This window comes from Paenibacillus sp. LjRoot153 (assembly GCF_964253085.1).
Taxonomy (GTDB): domain Bacteria; phylum Bacillota; class Bacilli; order Paenibacillales; family NBRC-103111; genus Paenibacillus_E.
On the sequence record NZ_CAXUQH020000001.1, the window covers coordinates 5,669,603 to 5,692,686 of the forward strand.

Below are 23,084 nucleotides of genomic sequence, written 5' to 3' on the forward strand. Positions count from 1 at the left end.
ATGGCTAATTTGCCACACACTATCGGCGGCAGCTATCATTGCTTAACCTCAAGCGGATCTGCCAGCCATTGGTTCAACTTCACGACTTCCGAACCAGCAAGCATCATAATGCCAACGCCATGATTGTCATTTTTAACGGTAAGCAGATCTTTTTTATAATAGTCAGCCGTAAACGCATATCTCGAGCCACTGCATACACCATGCACATTCCCTTGCGCATCGATTGCAATACGTGTCAGACCATCCCACGCTTTCAATGCTGCTTCAATGAACCGTTGCGGCTCTTTGAGCCAACCAAAGCGAACACCACGTGCAAATGAATAGGCGAACATCGCTGTACACGAAGCTTCCTCATACGCATCTGTATCGTTTAACACCTGATGCCATAGACCGCTATCTGCTTGAAGATCGGCATATCCCCCGCACAGGTCATTAAAGAAATCCACAAGCGCCGGTCGTGCTTCATGTGAAGCTGGCAATGCTTCCAACACCTCTGTTAACGAAAAGAGTGTCCAACCATTCCCACGCCCCCAAGGGATTCCCGTCGGCATGCCATATTTAAAATCAAATACATGCGACATAATGCGTTCTTCCGGCATATACAAGTACTTGCGGAATAGCAGAAATTGCTTTGCTGCTTCATCGAGTGCTTCAGTTACACCAGTGATCCGTGCATAACGGCACAGAAACGGTGTGCTCATGTAGAGATCATCTGCCCACATCGTATTTTCCGAATATTCATCCTGACATATCCGATAAAATGCACCGTCTTCCTTGCGTTCCAACCCGTGGAAGATGAAATTTGCGATTCGATTCGCAATGGCCATGAAGCCCTGATCCTCATCTTCCTGATACGCTTCCAACATCGCGGAGCCAAAGGAACCGCAGTTATCCAGCATTTTCATCATAACCAATTGTTGATTGATCGCTGGGAACCCATACTGCTCACGATCCCATAGGGAATACGAGAACATGTCTGTACAGCTTTGAACATGGTCCAGCGCATACTGGGTAATGTCCGATCGCTCTAATAAGCGGCCTGTTTGCAGGAGCCCATAAATCGTAACGCCGAGCGGATAATCCCAACGTGCATAATTCGTCACATTGCCAACTGTCCATTTATTGCTCAGCATGGCGTTCTCATAATAAGGGCGAATCCATGTGTCAGGACAATCTAAGCGCCAATAGGTTTTCTTCTCGGAATTCACATCGATCGTGTACACACGATCCGTCTGTACCAAATCCTCGTAAGATAAGGAAATGCTGGCAGACAGAGGGCCAAGATACATCCAAGGGCCTGCAGCGCCATGAATCTGCTTCGGTAAACAGAGTGGGACAACCTCTTCACCGATAAAAGCCTCAAGCGTGAACCCCCAAGTATTATTTCCACAAACACTTCGAACGAGAAGTTGATGTTGACCATAAGAAAGCAGCACTTCGACCTGAAAGTTGCCTTCCTCTGTAAGCTCCAGTACTTGCTTGCCATCCAACCATACGGTCAGCGCTCCAGCCGCATAGCCCTTGAACAGACAGGTTTCTCGGCCTCGCCTTACATTGTTCAACTGGGTCCAAGCATAAGCCTGTTTGCCAGGCTGTCTCCCAAATATTCGCTCGCAGGCAGGCAGTGAGAGCTCACTCTCATCCCATTCACGAATGGGCAGCCAACTCAAGCCATTGTTCTTTTCTGAGGATATGGCATCCGGTAATGAGCGCCCCTCGAAAATATCGTTGTCCATTGGAGCGGAAAACACCCAACCCGCTTGTCCTTTGCGTTCTGCAAACGGAGCTAGCACGTTCAGAATGCGTACCTTCGCCTCATCGGAACCGAATAAGCAGCCGAAACCGGCAGCTGTATGCTTCGCTTTAATAAAAAGACGATTCCAACCTTTCACGAAATCCAGATTTAACTTCACAGTGGCATCCGGCTTGATCTCGTCAATGACCGTTGATCGATAAGTCAGCTCATCGTTGAAATAAAACTGAATAGGTCCCAAACAGCCCAGCAATACATCCAGATTACGTTCGCCATCACTCCAAACTAAAGCATAAGCATAGGAGAACTGACCAGGTTTTGCCTCAGGAAATCTACGGCCTAAATCGAGATCAAACATCCCTTTTTCATTTTGCAAAACGCCTGCTCGACTGAATGCTCGAAACGCGAATGGTACAGGTGGATTCGCACCAATATAACGATCAGCAAGCACTTTCAATGTTTGTTTATTGTCATTCCCTAAACGGGTTTGTATACTCTCTTGTTCATTGAAATAGGTCGTCATAACGAACTTCCTTTCTACAGTAGACGGATCTTGAATGTCCGATCATAAGGTGTAACCAAGTTGACATGGACATATTGGCATCCTGATGGATGTTGATCTTCACGAACGCTAGGCAGGATATGTTCAAAGGCGCCGGAAGAAATTTCAATAACATCTCCCTCTGCTTCGTACTTCATAGAACCGCTTCGCAGGAAGGACTTGCCTTCTTCACCTGCGAGCAAATCATCGCCACTCACCACACCTTCATTTCCAAAAATGAAGGTCACTTGCGTGAACACATCCTCACGCTCGTCTGACACCACTCGGATCGTCCATTCCGAATCACCTGAAGTAATTTCTGCTTGCAGTCCTAGCGTTTGTAGATGGGTCATCGGCCGATGCTGATGCGGAAGCAAATACCACGGGCTGAGTGTCGAACCTTCCGTCCCAGCAGGCAGCAAATGACGCGGGATCGGCCCGTTGTAGCCTTTTTCCAACACCGTATCCAACTTATAACCGCCTTCGCTCGCTGCCAGATTCGTGAACTTCACAATACCTGGTGAGAACGATGTAGCAAGTTTGACACCAAGGAGCCTCGCTTTCCCATGGCGCAGCGAGAAGAAGGAAGGCGTCTGCGACATAATCGTTACACTTTGATCCAATTCACGGATCCGAACCAACGGAGCTCCGAAAGAGAGATGCATGCTGCTATGCTGAATGTGCATATGATGACCAACCTCATCAATTTGCTGCAAATGTTCCTTCATCGGATGCTGTGCATTAAACACTTTCACATAGCGATTAAGAAGCGGCGCTCTTTCCAACTGAGAAATATCTGCCTCTGGGTACACAAGCATATTCATCAGAGGATGGTTATTCACACCTTCGTGGAAGCCCGTTATGAAAGATCCTGCATAATCGGCCATTGCAGCAAAGTTCGGATCCTGATCATACGCCGCCATTAAGCGGTAAATCGGAAAGTAGTTCGCCATCGTAGCGATCTGACCGAAATCCTGACGTCCAGAGTAATCCGTTACCACTTCGCCGGACGGGTGAATCAAGTACATCATCATACGAAGATTACTTCGTACACATTCGATAAGTTCAGGTCGGTTCATCAAACGACCGGTATGATAAAGTGCGATATCGCTTACAGCGTTGTAGATCCCGTTGCTGCGCTCGGTCCATTCTCCATCTTCGGTGATATCCAAGCCTTCAGCCAACCAGTCTTCCGCTCGTGCCAAAAGCTCAGGCTGTGGAAAAATCTCATGTAACAACGAAAGAGCTGCGGTAATGACCCAACGATGATTCGGTGTGTGACAACCGCCAGTCAACATGGCTGGTATCGTTCGTTCCAGGAAGATCTTCAGCTTAGCTGTCACAGGCTCAAGTTCAGCCCAATCGTGCTTGTTAAGCAGCTGGTACATCTGTGTTACGCCACCGACTACGAACGCCGTATCTGGGGGAGAATTATAATTGGTTGAGCCCAATGAAACGGTACCGTCCGCATGTTGTCTGTTCAGCATAAACGCGACCGCTTTATCCAATGCATTCAATAAAAAGCTATCCTGATAGTAGCGAGAATCTGGATTAACCAAGGCTGACGCCCAACCCGCTATCATACGCGGCGTACTCATGTGGTTAGCTCGGGCAATGCCCGTTTCGTCCTGAATGCCTCCGTAATATTTGGATTGAGGATCAAGAATCTGCTGTAACAACGTAGCTTCCGTCAGTTCATCATTCAGGGTTACTAAACGATTATAAATAGCGTCCACGTAGGTCACCTACCCTTTCATAGCTGTAATTTTACTGGTGATAAAGTTGTGACTCTCATGAATTTCATTCGGTTTACACAGAGCTTTCAGCTCGTAGACTTTCACTTTCGCATAATCAATGGCTTCAAGGAAATGATCGAAATAGTGCAAATCCTTGCTGTGAACATAAGGACACCAGTGATCGGCAAGTTCCAGCGTTTCATGAATGTGTACACCATAAATATATTTCTTCACTTCTTGCAGTTCTTTGAGATTATCGTATAAGCCCATTCGGTCCATCATCATCGCATGGCCGATATCGTACCATAAATACACAGGGCTGCCTGCCAGGTTTTCGCAGATCGTCTTAGCTTCCATCAAGGAAGGCATCTGATACGATCTGGAGCGAGTTTCAATACCGATCGCGACATTCCAGCCTTTTTTGGCAGCATGCTCGCTTACAATCTCCAAACTTTCTTGAATTCTTTGCGTATACAGAGGACTTAACCGATCCCGTCTTTCGATCATGACACTCCATAATTTCTGATACTCCGGTGATTCCTTGCCGTGATCTCGATAAAGCTTTTTTAAATCTACATCAATATTATAGTCAAAAGGCACTTCACCTGGATGTACGACCACAGCTTTGGCCCCATACCGATTGGCATATTCCATAGAACGAATTAGTAATTCCACGGATCGCTTACGCTTCGCTTCATCATCGAAGCCCAGCATGACGGAATCCGTATCATAATCCTTATCATTGATAAAAGGGAACACGTTGTGTACGCTGGAGACGCCGATTTCGCCCGTTTCAATCATGGGTTCAATCGTTGTCATCATTTCTTCTGTGACGTTATAGTTAAGCTCGACATTGCGAAAGCCCAGCTCTTTTATTTCCTCAATCATGCCACGTCCTACTGTGTGCTGCTTAATGTTCCAACAGGTTGAAAAAGAATAATCCCCTTTATCGATCATGTCTCTTCCTCCTAAATGTTCTTCGTGTATAAGTATGAAAGAAAGGTCAGAATTCCCTTACTTCGATGAAGGGGATGCTCTGGCCTTTCCTTGGGGAAACTGTTTTATTCTGAAAGGTCAATCAGCTTCATAACAGCACCGTAACGTGCTGATAAGGTCGATGCTTCCATTAAACGGGTCAAATCAAAGGCAAGCTCAATGTTCTCTGTTGCTGTTGTTCCATGCTGAATATGGGATACCCATTGCTCGAAGGCAGACGGCAATTTAGGTAATTCAGTCACTTCTTGCCACCCTGTTGCGGCTTCACCTGACATTTTGGAGCTTCGGATGCGTAATTTATCATCCGTTCGGGCATACATAAGATTACCTTCTGTTCCTTGAATCTCCAGATCAAATTGCGAATAGCTGTTAACAAATCCAGCTTCAACAATGCCCAGCGCACCACTTGGATAACGCAATGTGACTACGGCACTATCTTCGACTTCACGATTGGTGATATAGCCAAAGCTTGCACTAACGCTTTCCGGTAATCCCAGAAACAATCGAGCTAAGTACATCGGATGACACCCTAGGTCCATCAGCGCTCCCCCACCGCATTGCTCCAAGTTGAAGAAATGGGATGGAAGTGCACCGTCTGGATGTTTCTCTGTTCGCAGCGCACCATTATGTGCAAGTCGAATGCGTACAGTCGTTATATCGCCTAGAAGACCTTCGCGGATACAAGTTAACGCTGCTTGTGCGAAGCCCATATAAAGACGCGGTAAGGACACGGTTAGCTTGACCCCGGTTTCCTCTACCACGGCAAGTATTTCTTTGCATTCTTTGGTGGTCGTAGCAACAACTTTTTCCGTAAAAATGTGCTTACCTGCTCTGGCAGCTGCGATAATGACCTCATGATGCCGATTTGTTGGAGTACCCACAATGACAGCGTCAATCTCAGAATTTCTCAGAAGTTCTTCCAAATTTCCGTAAAAGGGAACACCTAGTTCCTCAGCCTTTTCTTGGCCTCGCTCCTGGATTTCATCCCATACAGCAACAATTTCGGTATCCGTGTGTTCGGCAGCTAGACGTGCATAATCTTTGGCATGGACGTGCCAGAAGCTCAACATCGCTACTTTAATCATAGTTCCCTGTCTCTTTTCTGATGTATTAGTCAAAATAGACTGCTTTCCCTGTTCGATTCGATTCATAAATCGCTTCAAGAATCTCAGACACGACACAGGATTGTTCTGGTGTTACGACTGGCTCTGTATCGTTGATAATGGCATTAATCCATAAGCGGATTTCTTTATCCTGCATCGTCTCTTTCTTACCTTCGTAGAAATCCGCGCCTTTCGCTTCGAACTGCATTTGGTTCACATAGAGGCGGCTATGCTTTTCACCATTAATACGCAAACCATCTTGCATATCGGCTCCGCCTTCCGTACCGCAAAGCGTAGTTTTCGCTTCTTTGGTATCGAGGGTATTAAGTGCCCAGCTCGCTTCCACCATAATGGTTGCGCCATTCTTCATGACGATCATAGCAAAAGCTGAATCCTCAACCTTGAACTTCTCTGGATCCCACGGACCCCAAGAATTTGCTGCATTTTCCTTACGTGAAAGTTTATGATAAGCGGTGCCCAGCACCACCTTAGGTTCATAGTTATTCATTAACCAAAGCGTTAAATCGAGCGCATGCGTACCAATATCAATCAGCGGCCCGCCGCCTTGTTTCTCTTCATCCAAAAAAACACCCCAAGTGGGAACACCACGTCTGCGAACAGCATGTGCTTTTGCAAAATAAATCTCGCCCAAATCCCCATCTTCAATAACTCGTTTCAAATGTTGGCTATCAGCGCGGAAGCGATTGTTATAACCAATTGTTAATTTCTTACCTGTTCGTTTCGCTGCTTCAACCATACGGCGTGCATCTGAGGATGTTTTGGCCATCGGTTTCTCACACATCACATGCTTGCCTGCTTCCAGTGCAGCAATCGATATTTCCGCATGTGTATCATTCGGTGTACAAATGTGAACGACATCAATTGTTGGATCTGCGAGTAATTCGCGGTAATCATCATAAACTCTGGCTCCAGGAGCACCAAATTTCTCAGCTGCCTTATGTGCACTTGCCGGAAAAATATCAAAGAATCCGATAATTTCGACTTGCTCAATTTTGCTCAAGCTGGGTAAATGCTTCCCCGTTGCAATGCCGCCACAACCGATGATGGCTACTTTCACTTTGTTCACTGTTAGTTCCTCCCATGATGTAACGCTTATATCTACGTATTTAAAGAAGATGCTGGACATCGATGAGATACCTCAGCGTGCAGGCACTCCCCATCGAAATCCAGCTCTTCTAAGAAACGATTACTTCACAAACTCCATTTGTTGTTTGATGATGGCCATAGCATCCTTAGCCAAGAACGCTGTGTTTTTATTTTCTGCATACCATTTATTCATGAATTCTTCGAGTTTCTTGCCGTCTGCTTTATCCCAAGCTGCTTGTGCATCTTTAATCGCTTGTTCTGGCGTGTACTTAGCACCGCTAAGGATGGCTTTAACGAAAAGATCATCTTTTTCTTTCAAAATTGTTGTATTGATAACTTGAAGATCTGCTGGATACACTGGCATATGATCCCCTAGTGTGATTCCCGGATATTCTCTTGATGGATCGAAGTAAATACCTTGGATCACTTTATACATTTCCATGTTGATTTTTTGATCAGGCAGCACATCTGGGTTGCTAAGCCCACTCAACGTATAGTTACATTTGTCTATGCCTGCTGAGTAGAACATGGAATAGTCTAATGCGTAAGCAACTTCATTTTTGGACTTATCTGCATCAATAACTTGAGGACAGCCGTTTGCAGCTTTCTTCCAGTGGACTCCTTCATCCCCGTAAATCGTTTTCCGAGCATTGTCGGTCTGCATCATAAAGTCAAGATAGCGGCCAACTGCTTCAGGATCCTTCGCTTTCGCGTTTACAACAGTTGTCATTTGAACTGGGTTATCGATCGCGCCAGTAAATGTTCCCAATGGTGATTTCGGATAACCTAATGGTGTAATTTCAACACCAGGTACATTTTTCTTCAATGTAGGTAAGTCAAGACCACCTACGCTGCCAGAGAACTGAACATAAATCCCGATCTTTCCGTTAAGGAAATCCTGTTTCGCTTTATTGCCATCTTTATCGTTAATGTAGTCTTTGTCGATAATTCCGCCATCATAAAGTTTCTTCTTGAATGTCAGGGAAGCAAATTCTTTGTCCCATGCACGAACAACTTTGCCGTCCTTAATATCCCATGCCAGCAATGTCTTTGAAGAACTCTCACCGAAAATTTCATTAATTGCTTGCTCTGAATACGTACTCATGTTCATGCCGTACGTATCTTTCTTACCATTACCATCCGGGTCTTGATCAACAAACGCTTTCGCCACGTTATATAGTTCATCCGTTGTTGTCGGCATTTGCAAATTCAACTTTTTCAACCAATCGGTACGAATATAAAGAATATGCGCTGGAGTCGCTTCTTTTACCTTACCAATTTCGTAAATCTTGCCATCTGGTTTTGTTCCTGCTTTCTTCAGCTGAGGATACTTCTCTAATAGCTTTTGATATTCAGGCATATATTGCAAAATGTTGTCGATCGGCATCAATTGTTTTTGGTCATACAAACTGCCTCTGAACGGTGTATTATACTCGTTGACAATATCCGGAGCGGAACCGGAAGCAAACAGGACGTTTAATTTTTTCGTAGAGTCGCTGCGAAGAATTGGAACGAATTTTACATTGGCTGGTCCCTTTTGGTTAATAAACTTGGTCCAGCGATTTTCTTCATAGGTGCCTTCCGATGCCGGAACGCCACCGCGATCGTACATGGAAACTGTAACATCTCCACGTTTTGCTGGCGTTACTGCGGCAGACTTAGTTGCTTCTGCTGACTTTGTTGTTGCTTCTTCTTTCTTGTCACTGCTGCAGCCCGCTAATGTTGCCCCTAAAGCTACAACCCCTACCGTCATTCCAAGCCATAGTTTCTTGTTTTCCATATGCACGTTCCCCCTACAAGATTATATTATCGTTTTGTTAAACGGGATTACCTTCGTTGTTAACCTTTAACTGATCCTAACATAACTCCCTTGACAAAATACTTTTGCAAGAATGGATATACTAACAGCATCGGTACAACCATGACAACAACCCCTACGGATTTCACCATCTCTGTCGCAACCGTTTGCTGTTCCTCCAAATTGAGGGAAGGGGAGTTCAATAAATCATTTTTCTGCAGCATCCCTTGTACAACTACAGTTAAGTTCAACATCTCACTTTTATTGATGTACATGAGCACGTTCATAAACGAATTCCAGAAACCAATCCCATAGAATAACGCAAGCGTAGCGAGCATGGGAAGTGAGAGCGGTAAGATGATTCGAATAAGAAGTGAAGTATCATTACAGCCATCAATTCGCGCAGCTTCCTGTACTTCATAGGGAATGTTCTCGAAATAACTTTTCATAAGAAGCATGTTGTAGGTGCTGATGAATCCAGAAAGCCATAAAGCCCAATAGGAGTCAATAAGGTGCATGTTCTTAATCACGAGATATGTGGGAATCAATCCACCCGAGAAGAGCATGGTGAACACCATACCTAGAACTAGATAGCGTCTTCCAATCAGATAGGATCTAGACAACGGATAAGCAGCTAGTATGGTGCCCAATAAACTTAACACCACACCAATCACCGTGATAATCACACTATTTTTAAAAGCACTCCAAGCAGGGCTGGCGATGAAGAAAACTTTATAGGCTGTGAACTCTAAACCCACAGGCCAGAAGAAGACATGACCAGATTCAACAGCAGATCGCTCACTTAGAGATAGAGCGATGAGATGAATAAATGGCAGAATACAAGTTAAGGCGATTAATCCGAGAACTAAATAATTGATGGCATAAAATATTTTTTCTCCGTTTGTCGCTTTCATACAAATCCTCCTTCCACGGATGTTGAACTCGATGTATACAGGATGCTAGAAGAGTGCTTGATCGTATTTCTTAGCGATCCGATTAGCTATAAGTACAAGACTGCAACTAATGATGGATTCAAAAAATCCCATCGCTGTTGTTAAACTAAACTGTGCATTGCCCAAGCCAATTTTATAAATATAAGTACTTATGACTTCAGACACTTCCGAAACTCCAGCGTTCTGTAAGTTGTAGACTTGATCAAAGCCTACTTCCATAATCTTACCCATTGCTAAGATGAGTAATAAGATAATCGTGTGACGAATGCCTGGGATTGTTACGTGCCACATTTGCCGCCATTTCGTAGCTCCATCCATAGCTGCAGATTCGTATAGAGATGGATCAATGGTCGTAAGCGCTGCTAGATAAATGATGGTGCTGAAACCCATTTCCTTCCAAATTCCTGATCCAACAAAAATGGCTAGCCAAGATTTGGACTCATACAGGAAAGTAATCGGTTCAATTCCAAAAAGGGCGAGCACCTTATTAATTGAACCATAATCCGTTGCGAACAGAGACAATACGATTCCGGAAACAATAACCCATGAGAAGAAATGCGGTAAGTAGATGATCGTTTGTACCCATCTTTTAAACCACGAACGTCTCACTTCATTTAATAAAATAGCTAGAAAGATCGGCGTCGGAAATCCAAATACCAAGCTCAGAAAACTTAACCAAAATGTATTCCAAATAATTTGTAGCGTATTTGAACTAGAGAATAACACATGAAAATTTTTCAGTCCCACCCAAGGACTTCCTAAAATACCATCTGCAAAGTTATAATTCTTGAAAGCGATAACAAGTCCGCCCATAGGCCAATATTTGAATAAAATATAGTAAGCAACAACAGGAACCAGCATGATAAACAAAGGAATGTTCTGTTTCAGTCTTCTTCGTCGTTTTAGTCGCAAGGCATTTAACTCACTTTGAGTCATCTGGATGTTAGGAGTTTTAATAATATTCCCATTCATGTTTGCTTCACTCCTTTACTTTAATCTTATAACCCTATGATATAAGTTTTTATAGGAAAAACCCTTAAAATATTATAGAAGAAACTATAAATTCATTGGGTCATTACTAGCTGATAAAGCAGCTTTTACGATGGCTGACAAGCGCACAAAAGGCGAACTTCCCCCATACCTCATAGGGGGAGTTCGCCTTTGCCTCAAGCAAGTAAACCTCAGACAAACTGCTTCAATAATTGCAATTATTCTCAATCGTTGGAACCCGATTGCGGTACGATCTTGTACCTAGATCCAGCAAATGTTGTGAACGAAATGCAACCTGAGTGTTCCAATGAATAAAAAGTAACTTGTCGGCCCTCCTCATCCAACACCAGTACCGGTATTCGAGAATAAATCGTACACGGTTCGCCGTTCAAAGAATCGATCATCGCTTCGCTAAGACTGCCGCTGTCCCAGCGTAAATTGACCGTGAACCCTCCACGCGCCCGCAACCCGTTAATAGAACCGGAAATCCACGTTTCGGGAAGCGCTGGCAGCAAGTGGAGAAACCCTTTATGAGACTGCAGCAACAATTCCGATATGCCAGCTGTAGCAGCAAAATTGCCATCGATTTGAAATGGCGGGTGCGCACCAAACAAATTGGCATAAACGCCGCCCCTCTGTGATTTCCACTTGTCCGGCTTCACGAGCTGCAACATGTTATAGATAAGCCGCTCCGCGCGATTACCATCTTGGAAACGGGCCCATAAGCCTACTTTCCAACCGAGACTCCAGCCCGTCCCCTCGTCTCCGCGTCTATTTAATGATGTTCGTGCCGCCGCAAACAAATCGGGCGTAACCTCTCCATTAATTTGGCGTCCAGGATATACTCCGAACAAATGTGAGACGTGACGGTGATTCATGTCCTCCTCCTCGAAATCGCTATACCATTCCTGAAGTTGGCCGTACTGTCCAATTTTCAGCGGGAATAGCTTACTTCTCGCCATAGTGAGCTCGGATCTGAAATCCTCATCGACAAGCAGTACTTCAGCAGCCTCGAGGCAATTCGTAAACAAATCCCAGATCAATGATAAGTCCATCGTCGAAGCTACGCTTACAGCTGCTTTCTCACCGTCACTACTAATAAATTTATGTTCCGGCGACGTGGAAGGGGCTGTGACGAGATATCCTTCCTGATCCTCAATGAGCCAATCCAAACAAAACAGAGCGGCTTCTTTCATGATTGGATATGCTTTCTCATTTAGATACGCCTTGTCTCTGCCAAAGGCGTAATGCTCCCAGAGATGCTGACAAAGCCAAACACCGCCCATTGGCCAGTATGCCCAAACCGGGTCGCCATGTCCAAAATCGCCTACGGGTGCGCTCTGAGCCCAAATGTCTGAGTTGTGATGCGCTGTCCATCCACGGACACCGTAATTGATCTCTGCGGTACTCCTCCCGTTAACCGATAAATTCCCAATAAAATCGAGCAGCGGTTGATGGCATTCAGGTAGGTTGCAGGTTTCTGCGAGCCAATAGTTCATCTCCGTATTGATGTTCAATGTATAATTGCTGCTCCACGGCGGTCTTGTCTCCTTATTCCAAATGCCTTGCAGGTTAGCGGGCTGTGTCCCCTCGCGTGAGCTGGCGATCATCAAATATCGGCCATACTGAAATAATAGTTCTACTAAGCCCGGATCCTGAGCCCCAAACTCAGAAATCCGTTGGTCTGTCGGCATATCTGCAGGGCTGATCGTCTTCCCAAGTTGAATGTTGACTCTATCAAACAAGCTGCGATAGTCGTTGACATGACTATCTCGAAGCTCCGTATAAGAATACTGCATCGCCTCTGCCAGGTATGTTTCTGTGATCGCTAGTGGATCCTTACCTTCTCTGCCCGGGGAGCGATTAAAGCCATTAAAGCTTGTTGCCGCACTGAAGTAAAGCGTCACACTTGTGGCTCCTCGAACATGCAAACCTGCTTGGTCTGCATGCATGTAACCGTCTTCCAAAACAATCGCGAGTCGACCTACGAAAGACATCGCCTCTCCGTCCTCTTGATCTTCGTATACAATCGGTTGGTCAACATGATAATAGCTTGGCGCCACCTGCACCGGTGCCTTCCCACGAATGATCCATTGACCGTTCTCATGGACCATACTAACACGCAATAGGCTATCTAGACGTGCGGTAAAATGTAGCGATCCAGCTTGGCTGGACTGCAGACGAACAGCAATAACCTGACTGGGATTAGAAGCAAACAGCTCTCGCGTGTACAAAACATTACCAATCTGGTACTCCACGCGAGATACCCCTTCCTGCAAATCCAGCTCTCGTTTATACGAATGCGCGATATCCCCATGCTCAAATACAAGTGTGAGATCGCCAAACGGCAAATAGGATTGCGTGTACGGCCCTAACATCTCCTTACACATTCGGTCAGCATCCGCATATCTACCTTCCGCCAAGAGACGGCGCACCTCCGGCAGCACTTCCTTGGCACGAGGGTTATTACAATTTTTAGGCCCACCCGACCAGAGCGTATCTTCGTTTAATTGAATTTTTTCTACTTCGATTCCACCGAAAATCATGGCACCCATTCGACCGTTGCCAATTGGCAGCGCTTCAGTCCATTCCTTAGCAGGACTTTGAAATAAAAGCCTCATTTCTCCTCAACCCTTCAATTACATTTACTGTTCCTAGTTTGAATCATCGGTATTTTCACCTTATTAAATATATGATTTACCTACCAATTGTAAAATGAAGAAATGTGAATGGATATGTATATAAATACGATGTATTAGCACAATATTAAGCTATTTTCATGATGGGGAATTAGCGACAACTTTGATCGCCTTCAAATTATTTCCTAGTTAATCGCCATGCCCGGCACACTAAAAACTGCCTCCCCCTAAGGGAAAGCAGTCTTCGCTTCCTTATACGATCACTTTGCCGGAGCTGCTGTGGATTGCCTGATGATGAGTTCTGGACGCATAACAATGCGTTGCTTGGCTTGTGACTTCTTCTTCAACTCTAGAATAAGCAGATCGACAACTTGCTTGCCCATCGGCTCAATCGGCTGTGCAATTGTTGTTAGCGGTGGATCCGTTACAGAAGCTAGAATCGTATTATCGAAACCGATCACGGAAATATCTTCAGGAACACGCAGTTTTAATTGTTTTGCAGCCTGCAAAGCACCAATCGCGAGCATATCATTACAGCAGAAAAGTGCAGTCGGCCTCTCGGCTTCAGGCTTTTCAAGTAGTTCAATCGCTTCGCGTTTGCCGTCTTCTACGGTATAACTACAATTACGAACCCTCGCTTCGGGGAGCCCGATACCCGCTTCCGCAAGCGTGGTCACGAAACCTTTTACCCGTTCACGACTACTCGTAACCTTGGTGTGTTCGGCAAGGATCGCCATCCTAGTATGACCAAGCTCCAAGAGATGCTTAGCAGATAACGTGCCACCAACGAAATCGTCAACAACAACGGTATGTACAGCCAAATCCGGCATCTCCCGTGCGATCATGACTACGGGAATCGAACGCTCCATCAGTGGTGTAAGCATTTCCTTATTATCCATCCCGGTCCCGATAATCATACCATCCACACTTTTTTGCTGGAGTAAGGACAAGTATCTCTCTACACGTTCATCTTTATTATCCGTGCTGCAGATGACGAGACTGTATCCCAAATTATGACCTTGGTCCTCAACTGCTCTTGCAATTTCTGCAAAAAAAGGATTGGAGATATCAGGGACAAGCAGGCCTAATGTATATGTCTTCTTCCCCGTCAGCGCCGATGCGATGACACTCGGCTGATAATTGAGCTTTTCCATCACTTTCAGAATTTCAGTGCGCCGCTCTTCACTTATTTTCCCTTTACCGTTCATGACTTGCGAAACCGCTGCAATGGATACACCGGCTTCTCTCGCCACATCGTAAATGGTTGCCTTCATTCTACTACCCCATTTTTCTCGAAGAATACAGTTATTCCCCCATTATGACGGGGCTTCTGCGAACTTGCAACCGCCTTACGACTCGCTCGGCTTCGTCATGATCCAGGCATGGTCGGGGTCATTATGAAATTTCCATGTCCGCGTAGGTCCTGCCATGACATTCAAATAATACACATCATAGCCCGGAGGCGCTGATACAGGATGATAACCACGCGGAACTAGCACGGCTTCGCCGTTCTTAACAATTAACGTCTCATCAAGTGATCGATCATCCGTGTATACCCGTTGAATCGCGAAACCTCGCTCAGGCTGGACGCGGAAATAATACGTTTCTTCCAAAAAGGATTCATCGGGAAGGGCATCACGATCATGCTTGTGCGGCGGATAACTGGACCAATGGCCGTTCGGTGTAAATACTTCGACCACAAGCAAACTATCCGCTGGCTCGCTCTCTGGTAAAATATTATGAATGTAACGCTCGATATTCCCATACCCTCGCGTTTCAACGCCTACTTGCGTAGGAGCAATCAAGCGTGAACGATGGTTCCCAGCGCCAGGAGCTGAGCAAACAGCGAGCTGTAAGGAGGTTAACGCCGTCACTTCATAGCTATCGTTGCTAGTCACATAAACGGAATACGGTGGAATTTGCTCAAACACGCTCATGCGCTGACCAATCCCCTGCCATTGTTCTTCCTTCGTTTGAACATCAGCTCTGCCGCTCAACAGTACAAGGCAAACCTCTTGATCCGCGGTTTCACGTCTTAAGGTTTCTCCTTCTGCAAGCTGGACAACTTCGAATCCAACATACTGCCAACCTGCCGATTCCGGCGTTACTTGTAATAGGCTGCCTTCCTCATTCGGAGAAGAAGCAGGTGTTACAATTAATTTGGACATCGTAGCGTCTCCCTCTTTCCTTTAAACGACTGATGTTTGCTTAAGCAATTCCAAAGCTTCGCTTACTTTCACAGGTCTCCCCAAACGAGAAGATAATTTCGCAGCTAGCGCAATCCGTTCAGCTTGAACGCCATCATCCCCACTAACAGGTACACACTTATCATGCAAAATCGCATCAATAAACATTTGCGTCTCTTCAATGTAGGCTGCTTGATATCGCTCAAGGAAGAAATGCAGAGGCTTATCACTCACAATCGCGTCTGCCGTAGAAATCACAGCTGTATTCGGATGATCATTCGCAACGACGACACTGCCCTTGGAGCCAAACACTTCAACACGCTGGTCATAGCCATATACAGCTTGACGGCTGTTATCAATCACTCCAAGCGCACCATTTGCGAATCGCAGCGTCACAACCGCTGTATCCACATCGCCGTGCTGGGCAAAGTCCGGGTTGATCAGCACATTCCCAACCGCATACACTTCTTCAACCTCGCTGCCCGATACGAAGCGAGCCATATCAAAATCATGAATCATCATATCCATGAAGATGCCGCCTGAAACTTTGACATAATCAATATGAGGAGGATTAGGGTCACGGGAAGTGATTTTAATGATATGAGGATCACCGATCCCCCCGCCTTGCACGACTTCTTGAACGCGCTTGAAATTATGGTCAAATCGACGATTAAAGCCAATTTGCAGCTTCACGCCTGCTTTTTTCACTTCATCAATCGCTGATTCTGTTTTCGTGATATCCATCGAGATAGGTTTTTCACAGAAAATATGTTTACCTGCACGCGCAGCTTGCCCAATCAACGGAACGTGTGTATCTGTGGAAGAACAAATGAAAATAGCATCAATGTCAGAATGATGAATAAGTTCGTTACTATCCTTTGTCACAATAGCGATGTTGCGTTCTGCTGCCCATGCTTCTAGCTCAGGACCCGCAAACAGATCACTTACCGCCACAATCTCAACTTGCGGGTTCCGCAATAAATTGTCCGCGTGGATTTTACCAATACGGCCAGCGCCGATAATTCCGATTCTAATCTTCTTCATCCTACATTACCTCCCGCTTTACCTGAACTGCCGAATAGTTGAATCTTGGATCTCACCGATGCGATAATGGCTTCCCGAGCAGGAATTAAATAATTCCTAGGATCATAGGCATCCGGATGATCATTCAAAAAGGTACGAATCGTCGCTGTACAAGCGATCTGATTATCTGTATTCACGTTAATTTTAGCTGTACCGCACGCAATCGCTTGACGAATTTCGTCATCTGGCAGACCGCTTCCCCCATGAAGCACGAGCGGCAATCCTGTCAGATCTCTGATTTCAGCCATCCGGTCAAAACCAAGCTTTGGCTGTCCACGATAAGGACCATGGACCGATCCAAGCGCAGGCGCTAAGCAATCTATGCCTGTTTCCTGAACCATCTTCATGCAGTCCTCAGCCACCGCATACATCCCATCTGCATCATCAACAACCAAATCATCTTCACGTCCTGTGATTCGACCTAGCTCTGACTCCACCGAAACACCAAGCACATGCGCAGCTTGCGTCACTTGACGCGTAACTTCGATATTATGTTGGAGCGAATGATGGGAAGCATCGATCATCACCGAAGTAAATCCAGCGTGGATCGCTTTGATACATACTTCGTATGAGCTGCCATGGTCCAAATGAAGGGCAACTGGTACTGTAATGCCATAATGCTCGATCAATGCTTTCACCATGCCTGCGATGCAGGGAAGTCCTCCCATATAGGGGATGTAAGCCTCACTAACACCCAGAATCACAGGTGCTTGTTCGAGTTGGGCCGCTTGTAAGATCGCCTGTGTAAATTCAAGATTATTCAAATTAAATTGCCCAACAGCATATTTACCTTCTAATGCCGTCTGCAGCATGTCTTTCATTGAGACGAGTGCCATGAACTTCTCTCCTTTCTGGAAGAAACTCGCTGTTACCAGCGAGCGGTTACCATCTTTTTACGCGTATAGAATTCCACGCCATCTGTACCGTTGGCGTGCAAATCGCCGTAGAAAGATTTTTTCCAGCCTGAGAAAGGGAAGAAAGCCATCGGCGCAGGTACACCAAGATTAACCCCAAGCATCCCAGCATCAATCGTTTCACGGAATTGGCGAACGTTGCTGCCATCTTGGGTAAAGAGGCATGCCCCATTCGCAAATTCGGAACGGTTGGAAAGCTCAATCGCTTCTTCCAGTGTTTCAACACGAACGATGGAAAGCACAGGAGCAAAAATTTCGTCTTCCCAAATTTTCATCTCGCATTGTACTTGATCGAAGATCGTCGGTCCTACGAAGTAGCCAGCTTGCCCAGCCGCAGCGTCTTTACGACCATCGCGAACCATAATGGCCCCTTCATTTTCACCGATTTCAATATATTTCAATGTACGTTCTTTATGTCCGCCACGAATGACTGGACCTAAGAACACACCTTCATCATTTCCGTTACCAATCGTAATGTTATCCGCCGCTTCAAGCAGCTTGCTAACTAGCGTATCCGCAACATCCCCTACGGCTACTACAACGGAGCATGCCATACAACGCTCGCCCGCAGAACCGAATGCTGCGTTCGTGATTTCCTTCACGGCAATGGATAAGTTCGCATCAGGCATGACGATAGAGTGATTTTTCGCGCCGGCAAGTGCTTGAACGCGTTTCCCGTTTGCTGCAGCTGTTTTGTAAACATACTCTGCAACTGGTTGGGAACCAACGAACGAAATAGCTTTAATGTCTTTATGCTCAAGAAGACCATTCACCACATCATGCGCCCCATGAACGATGTTCAGCACACCCGCTGGTAATCCAGCTTCGTGGAACAATTCGGCAAGGCGATTAGCCAAGTGAGGCGTACGCTCCGATGGCTTCAATACGAACGTATTACCGCATGCGATCGCAAGTGGGAACATCCAGCAAGGCACCATCATCGGGAAGTTAAATGGTGTGATGCCACCAATAACGCCGATTGGGTAACGGTACATACCAGACTCAAGATTGGAAGCAATATCCGGAAGCTGTTTACCCATCATAAGTGTAGGTGCACCAGCGGCGAACTCCACACATTCGATACCGCGAAGTACTTCACCATAAGCTTCGGAGTAGCTTTTGCCGTTTTCTTTCGTCACGATGCGAGCCAGCTCTTCCCAATGATCAACGAGAAGCTGTTGGTATTTGAATAAGACTCTTGCTCTCTTCGGTACAGGTGTACGGCTCCATGATTGAAATGCTTCTTGCGAATTACGAACCGCTTGATCTACTTCTTCTTTTGTCGAAATTGGAATATACGCAAGAATCTCTTCCGTTGCAGGATTATAAACAGGCTCCGTTTGTGTTGCGGATGATGCGACCCATTCGCCGCCAATCCAGTTTTTCAATGTATGTGTCATATCGATTTCGCTCCTTTAGGTTGATAAGTCATTATGAGGCTGTGATTTCTCCGCGATTGCAACGTTCAATATAATCATCCACTGCAGCAGCAGTTGGCATAGCATCCGAACAGCTATGACTGGAAATTACGATACAAGCAGCAGCGCTTCCGTACTCCATACTTTTCTCCAGCGTCCAACCTTGCATAACACCATAGATAAAGCCAGCTGCATAAGAATCTCCCGCTCCGAATGTCTTCACTACCTTCGCTGGGAAGCTCTTTGCGCGATGACCAACACCATCAGGTGTATACGCGATAGAACCTTCTTTACCATGCTTGATAATGACAATTTTGGCTGAATAGTCGAACCATTTGGCAGCCGTGATATGGTCATCCTTTTCCGGATTATGCTCAAATTTCTCCATCATATCGAACTCTTCGCGCGTACCCAGAATGATATCGCATTTCTCAGCAGCTAGATTATAGTACACAGCCGTCTCTTCAGGAGATGTCCATGTGTATGGACGATAGTCCAGATCAAATACGATGACTGCCCCATGCTTCTTCGCATAATTCAGTGCTTGAAACACCGCTTCACGTGATGGACTTTGAGCAAGAGCCGTACCGGAAATCAGCAATACTTTCGCTCCTGCGATCAAAGATTCCTGAACTTCATCCGGGGTCAGTTTCAAATCAGCTACATTATCGCGATACATCAGGATGCTGCAATCTGTCGGGCTTTTGATTTCTGTAAAAGCCAACCCTGTCACAGCTCCCGTACGATCTGTTACAACATTACTTGTATCAATCGCGTTACGCTCTAGATAGGTAGCAATGAATCGGCCCATTTGATCATTCGCGATTTTGCCGACAAAAGCTGTCTTCATCCCTAATCGGGACATGCCGATCGTAATATTCGCTGGCGAACCGCCAACATATTTCGTGAATGTCATCGTCTCTTCCATTGGACGATGAATTTCGTTCGCGTTTAAATCGATACATAATCTGCCGATGGCTACAAAATCAAGCTCTTTCGATTCTGGGAACGTCACATAGGTCATGGTCGGATTACCTGCTTTCTTTGATTATTAGCGAATGGATGTAGTTCAGTGCGTTTTTCGCATATTCATAAGCATTATGAGTTGCAGGGTCTTGCTCGCCTTCGAGCATCGCCCATCCTGTATATTCACGAGCCAATAATTCTTTGAAAATCGGTGCAAAATCAAGGCAGCCATCCCCTGGTACGGTAAACACACCTTTGCGGATACACGTTACGAAATCAACTTGCTCTGCGCGTGCTTCATCAAGTACGGCTTGACGAATATCTTTCAAATGGATATAAGCAATTCGGTTGTAATGTTTGCGCAATACAGTCAACGGATCTCCACCACCGTAGTAGGTGTGTCCTGTATCAAACAGCAGGTAGACCAAGGAAGGATCGGTTAGCTCCATCAGTCGATCGATCTCTTCCGGTGATTCCACCACGGTTCCACCGTGATGGTGATAGGTCAGCTTCAGACCATATTCCTGCGCAATCGCACCAGCACGGTTCAGTCCTTCCGCTAAGCTCTGCCAGCCTGCTTCATCGAGGCGAATAACTTCTTTCTCGTTCGGCGTACGACGCGGGTCAAAATGGAGTGAGCCTCCAACTTCCGCCGTAGAAATAACCGTGCTGCCCATCTCTTTCAGAAATTGCGCATGCTTACGGTAGGCTTCCAGTTCAGCTTCTCTATAAGCAGGATCTGAGAACAAGACTGATTTCCATTGGGATACGAGACTGATGCCTCGGTCCGCTAGTTCTTTCTTGAGCACGTTGATATCAGTTGGATATTTGCGCCCCATCTCCGTCCCGGCCAATCCTAGCTTCTGAATCTCATCTACTATCTGTTCAAATGTGGTGTCAGCGCCATGTTCCTTGACGTCCTCTCCCACCCAGTTAATCGGATGTATGCCTAGCTTAAACGGTAGTTCTTCCATCGTTAGGTCACCTCTTCTTCGTTAAATGGGTTTAGCCGCTTGTATGTTTTTCTTCATCTCTTCATGGGCTGCTAACACTTTGGCACTCTCAGAAACCTCGGGTACGCCAACCTGCCACCAGGACTCATAGCCGCCCGTGTTCGTTCCAGGTACGACTGGAATTTCAATCAAGGTCGTCACCGTCTCTGCTTTCGCTTGCAGCAGCGCTGCCCTAAGCTCTTCTGGATTGGTCGCTTTGTATGACTTCGCTCCCAAGCTGCGAGCATGTGCCGCGAAGTCAATCGGCATATAGCTTCCTGTCAGCTTACGCGTACCCGCTTCCCGGTAACGGAATTCATTCCCGAAGCCTTCGCTTCCTTGACTGCGCTGCAAATTATGAATGCATTGGAAGCCATGATTATCGAACAGCAGAATCGTGAATTTCTGACCCTCTTGCAAGCTCGTCACTAATTCCGAGTGAAGCATTAAGTAACTGCCATCACCGACTATCGCATAAACCTCACGCCCCGGTTCTGCCAAAGCTGCACCGAAGGCACCGCTTACTTCATATCCCATACAAGAGAAACCGTATTCCATATGGTACGTTTTGGGCTCTGTTGAACGCCATAAACGGTGTAAATCACCAGGTAAACTTCCCGCAGCGCAGACGACAACGGAAGAGGAATCAATTGTTTCGTTGATAACACCGAGTGCGTTCGTCTGCGCAAAACCTTCAGCACACTCTGCCTGATATAAACGGTCCACTTCACGATCCCATTCGTCTTTCAATGCTGCTATGTAACCTGTCTCGTAGCTGCTCGTATACTCACTGGATGTCAACGTTTCACGCAGCACGTTTAGTGCTTCCTTCGCATCAGCTGTAATCGAAATACCGCCTAACTTCGATGAATCGAACCCGCTGATATTGATGTTGATGAATGCCACATTGTCATTTGCAAACGCCGATTTGGAGGCTGTGGTAAAGTCGGAATACCGCGTGCCCACACCGATAATCAAATCCGCTTGTTTCGCTAGCTTGTTCGCAGCAAGTGCTCCTGTCACGCCAATCGCGCCGACATGCAGCGGATGGTTCCAAGGCATCGAGCTTTTGCCTGCTTGCGTTTCTGCAACTGGAATGCCGAACGTTTCTGCGAACTCCGCTAGCTCCTTCGTTGCTTCCGCATAGAGAACGCCGCCGCCAGCAATTAGTAACGGACGCTTCTTTCCTAGGAGTAATGCAACAGCTCGATCTATCGCTTCCTTAGTCGCTGGACGACGATCGATATAATGAATCTTCTTCTCGAAAAAGGCTTCCGGATAGTCGTAGGCTTCAGCCTGCACATCTTGGGGGAGCGCTAAGGTTACCGCTCCTGTTTCCGCAGGATCCGTTAATACCCGCATCGCTTGGGTAGCAGCAATCATTAACTGTTCGGGACGAACGATCCGATCCCAGTATTTGCTCACGGACTTGAAAGGGTCCGTTGCAGAAATTGTGTAATCGCTAGTAATCTCAAGCTGCTGCAAGACTGGATCCGGCTGTCTCGAAGCAAAATTATCCCCCGGGAGCAGCAGAACCGGAATGCGGTTGACGGTCGCAGTGGCCGCAGCTGTTACCATATTTAGTGCGCCTGGACCAATCGAGGTTGTGCAGGCATAGATTTGTTGACGGTTCTTCTGCTTAGCGTAAGCGGTTGCAGCATGGACCATCCCCTGCTCATTTTTGCCTTGTATATACGTAAGGTCACCTGCGCTGTACTCCAACGCTTCTCCAATCCCAGTTACATTGCCATGTCCAAATATCCCCATGACACCTCGAACGAATTTTGTTTCCTGTCCATCGACGGAAATGTACTGTTGGTCTAGAAAGCGAAGTAGTGCTTGTGCCATTGTAAGTCGAATTGTACGCATGTAAATCTCCCTTCCATTCAGAGGTTAAGCGCTTAATCTT

General features: G+C 46.1%; 17 protein-coding genes. All 17 read right to left on the reverse strand.

The window, feature by feature from the left end:
• Nucleotides 1–35 precede the first annotated feature (35 nt).
• The gene (locus tag ACSQ8P_RS24470; RefSeq protein WP_436237575.1) at nt 36–2,276 is read right to left on the reverse strand and encodes a glycoside hydrolase family 88/105 protein; all 2,241 of its coding nucleotides are present in this window, start codon (nt 2,274–2,276) and stop codon (nt 36–38) included.
• Nucleotides 2,277–2,290: 14 nt separating this feature from the next.
• Nucleotides 2,291–4,030, reverse strand: a complete 1,740-nt coding sequence (locus tag ACSQ8P_RS24475) for a hypothetical protein (protein ID WP_436237576.1) — start codon at nt 4,028–4,030, stop codon at nt 2,291–2,293.
• 9 nt (nt 4,031–4,039) lie between these two features.
• On the reverse strand, nt 4,040–4,987 hold the full coding sequence (locus ACSQ8P_RS24480; RefSeq protein ID WP_436237577.1) for a sugar phosphate isomerase/epimerase family protein: 948 nt from the start codon (nt 4,985–4,987) through the stop codon (nt 4,040–4,042).
• Nucleotides 4,988–5,091: 104 nt separating this feature from the next.
• Complete coding sequence (locus tag ACSQ8P_RS24485) at nt 5,092–6,111, reverse strand: Gfo/Idh/MocA family protein (protein ID WP_436239593.1); 1,020 nt, start codon at nt 6,109–6,111, stop codon at nt 5,092–5,094.
• Between the two features lie 25 nt (nt 6,112–6,136).
• Complete coding sequence (locus tag ACSQ8P_RS24490; RefSeq protein WP_436237578.1) at nt 6,137–7,216, reverse strand: Gfo/Idh/MocA family protein; 1,080 nt, start codon at nt 7,214–7,216, stop codon at nt 6,137–6,139.
• Between the two features lie 120 nt (nt 7,217–7,336).
• Nucleotides 7,337–9,016, reverse strand: a complete 1,680-nt coding sequence (locus ACSQ8P_RS24495) for an extracellular solute-binding protein (protein ID WP_436237579.1) — start codon at nt 9,014–9,016, stop codon at nt 7,337–7,339.
• A gap of 59 nt (nt 9,017–9,075) precedes the next feature.
• On the reverse strand, nt 9,076–9,948 hold the full coding sequence (locus ACSQ8P_RS24500) for a carbohydrate ABC transporter permease (protein ID WP_436237580.1): 873 nt from the start codon (nt 9,946–9,948) through the stop codon (nt 9,076–9,078).
• Between the two features lie 45 nt (nt 9,949–9,993).
• Nucleotides 9,994–10,923: an ABC transporter permease gene (locus ACSQ8P_RS24505; protein WP_436239594.1), complete on the reverse strand. Its 930-nt coding sequence runs from the start codon at nt 10,921–10,923 to the stop codon at nt 9,994–9,996.
• 278 nt (nt 10,924–11,201) lie between these two features.
• The gene (locus ACSQ8P_RS24510) at nt 11,202–13,598 is read right to left on the reverse strand and encodes a glycoside hydrolase family 95 protein (protein ID WP_436237581.1); all 2,397 of its coding nucleotides are present in this window, start codon (nt 13,596–13,598) and stop codon (nt 11,202–11,204) included.
• A gap of 278 nt (nt 13,599–13,876) precedes the next feature.
• On the reverse strand, nt 13,877–14,890 hold the full coding sequence (locus ACSQ8P_RS24515; RefSeq protein ID WP_436237582.1) for a LacI family DNA-binding transcriptional regulator: 1,014 nt from the start codon (nt 14,888–14,890) through the stop codon (nt 13,877–13,879).
• 75 nt (nt 14,891–14,965) lie between these two features.
• Nucleotides 14,966–15,784, reverse strand: coding sequence for a 5-deoxy-glucuronate isomerase (gene iolB / locus ACSQ8P_RS24520; protein ID WP_436237583.1), 819 nt, complete (start codon nt 15,782–15,784; stop codon nt 14,966–14,968).
• Nucleotides 15,785–15,805: 21 nt separating this feature from the next.
• The gene (gene iolG / locus ACSQ8P_RS24525; protein WP_436237584.1) at nt 15,806–16,846 is read right to left on the reverse strand and encodes an inositol 2-dehydrogenase; all 1,041 of its coding nucleotides are present in this window, start codon (nt 16,844–16,846) and stop codon (nt 15,806–15,808) included.
• The gene (fba, locus tag ACSQ8P_RS24530; protein ID WP_436237585.1) at nt 16,843–17,721 is read right to left on the reverse strand and encodes a class II fructose-1,6-bisphosphate aldolase; all 879 of its coding nucleotides are present in this window, start codon (nt 17,719–17,721) and stop codon (nt 16,843–16,845) included. The genes iolG and fba overlap by 4 nt, the downstream gene beginning before the upstream one ends.
• A 32-nt stretch (nt 17,722–17,753) precedes the next feature.
• Entirely contained in the window at nt 17,754–19,199 is a 1,446-nt protein-coding gene (locus ACSQ8P_RS24535; protein ID WP_436237586.1) for a CoA-acylating methylmalonate-semialdehyde dehydrogenase, read from the reverse strand.
• A 31-nt stretch (nt 19,200–19,230) separates the two neighbouring features.
• A complete protein-coding gene (iolC, locus tag ACSQ8P_RS24540; protein ID WP_436237587.1) occupies nt 19,231–20,241 on the reverse strand; it encodes a 5-dehydro-2-deoxygluconokinase in 1,011 nt (336 codons plus the stop codon).
• A 7-nt stretch (nt 20,242–20,248) separates the two neighbouring features.
• On the reverse strand, nt 20,249–21,157 hold the full coding sequence (gene iolE, locus ACSQ8P_RS24545) for a myo-inosose-2 dehydratase (RefSeq protein WP_436237588.1): 909 nt from the start codon (nt 21,155–21,157) through the stop codon (nt 20,249–20,251).
• Between the two features lie 21 nt (nt 21,158–21,178).
• Complete coding sequence (iolD, locus tag ACSQ8P_RS24550; protein WP_436237589.1) at nt 21,179–23,044, reverse strand: 3D-(3,5/4)-trihydroxycyclohexane-1,2-dione acylhydrolase (decyclizing); 1,866 nt, start codon at nt 23,042–23,044, stop codon at nt 21,179–21,181.
• Nucleotides 23,045–23,084 lie beyond the last annotated feature (40 nt).

Bases quoted from the DNA above. Each gene is read 5' to 3' on its own strand.
- iolC (WP_436237587.1), bottom strand. From the start codon at position 20,241: ATGACCTATGTGACGTTCCCAGAATCGAAAGAGCTTGATTTTGTAGCC.
- ACSQ8P_RS24495 (WP_436237579.1), bottom strand. From the start codon at position 9,016: ATGGAAAACAAGAAACTATGGCTTGGAATGACGGTAGGGGTTGTAGCT.
- ACSQ8P_RS24505 (WP_436239594.1), bottom strand. From the start codon at position 10,923: ATGACTCAAAGTGAGTTAAATGCCTTGCGACTAAAACGACGAAGAAGA.
- ACSQ8P_RS24480 (WP_436237577.1), bottom strand. From the start codon at position 4,987: ATGATCGATAAAGGGGATTATTCTTTTTCAACCTGTTGGAACATTAAG.
- iolE (WP_436237588.1), bottom strand. From the start codon at position 21,157: ATGGAAGAACTACCGTTTAAGCTAGGCATACATCCGATTAACTGGGTG.
- ACSQ8P_RS24485 (WP_436239593.1), bottom strand. From the start codon at position 6,111: ATGATTAAAGTAGCGATGTTGAGCTTCTGGCACGTCCATGCCAAAGAT.
- ACSQ8P_RS24515 (WP_436237582.1), bottom strand. From the start codon at position 14,890: ATGAAGGCAACCATTTACGATGTGGCGAGAGAAGCCGGTGTATCCATT.
- ACSQ8P_RS24470 (WP_436237575.1), bottom strand. From the start codon at position 2,276: ATGACGACCTATTTCAATGAACAAGAGAGTATACAAACCCGTTTAGGG.
- ACSQ8P_RS24510 (WP_436237581.1), bottom strand. From the start codon at position 13,598: ATGAGGCTTTTATTTCAAAGTCCTGCTAAGGAATGGACTGAAGCGCTG.
- ACSQ8P_RS24535 (WP_436237586.1), bottom strand. From the start codon at position 19,199: ATGACACATACATTGAAAAACTGGATTGGCGGCGAATGGGTCGCATCA.
- fba (WP_436237585.1), bottom strand. From the start codon at position 17,721: ATGGCACTCGTCTCAATGAAAGACATGCTGCAGACGGCATTAGAAGGT.
- iolB (WP_436237583.1), bottom strand. From the start codon at position 15,784: ATGTCCAAATTAATTGTAACACCTGCTTCTTCTCCGAATGAGGAAGGC.
- iolD (WP_436237589.1), bottom strand. From the start codon at position 23,044: ATGCGTACAATTCGACTTACAATGGCACAAGCACTACTTCGCTTTCTA.
- ACSQ8P_RS24500 (WP_436237580.1), bottom strand. From the start codon at position 9,948: ATGAAAGCGACAAACGGAGAAAAAATATTTTATGCCATCAATTATTTA.
- iolG (WP_436237584.1), bottom strand. From the start codon at position 16,846: ATGAAGAAGATTAGAATCGGAATTATCGGCGCTGGCCGTATTGGTAAA.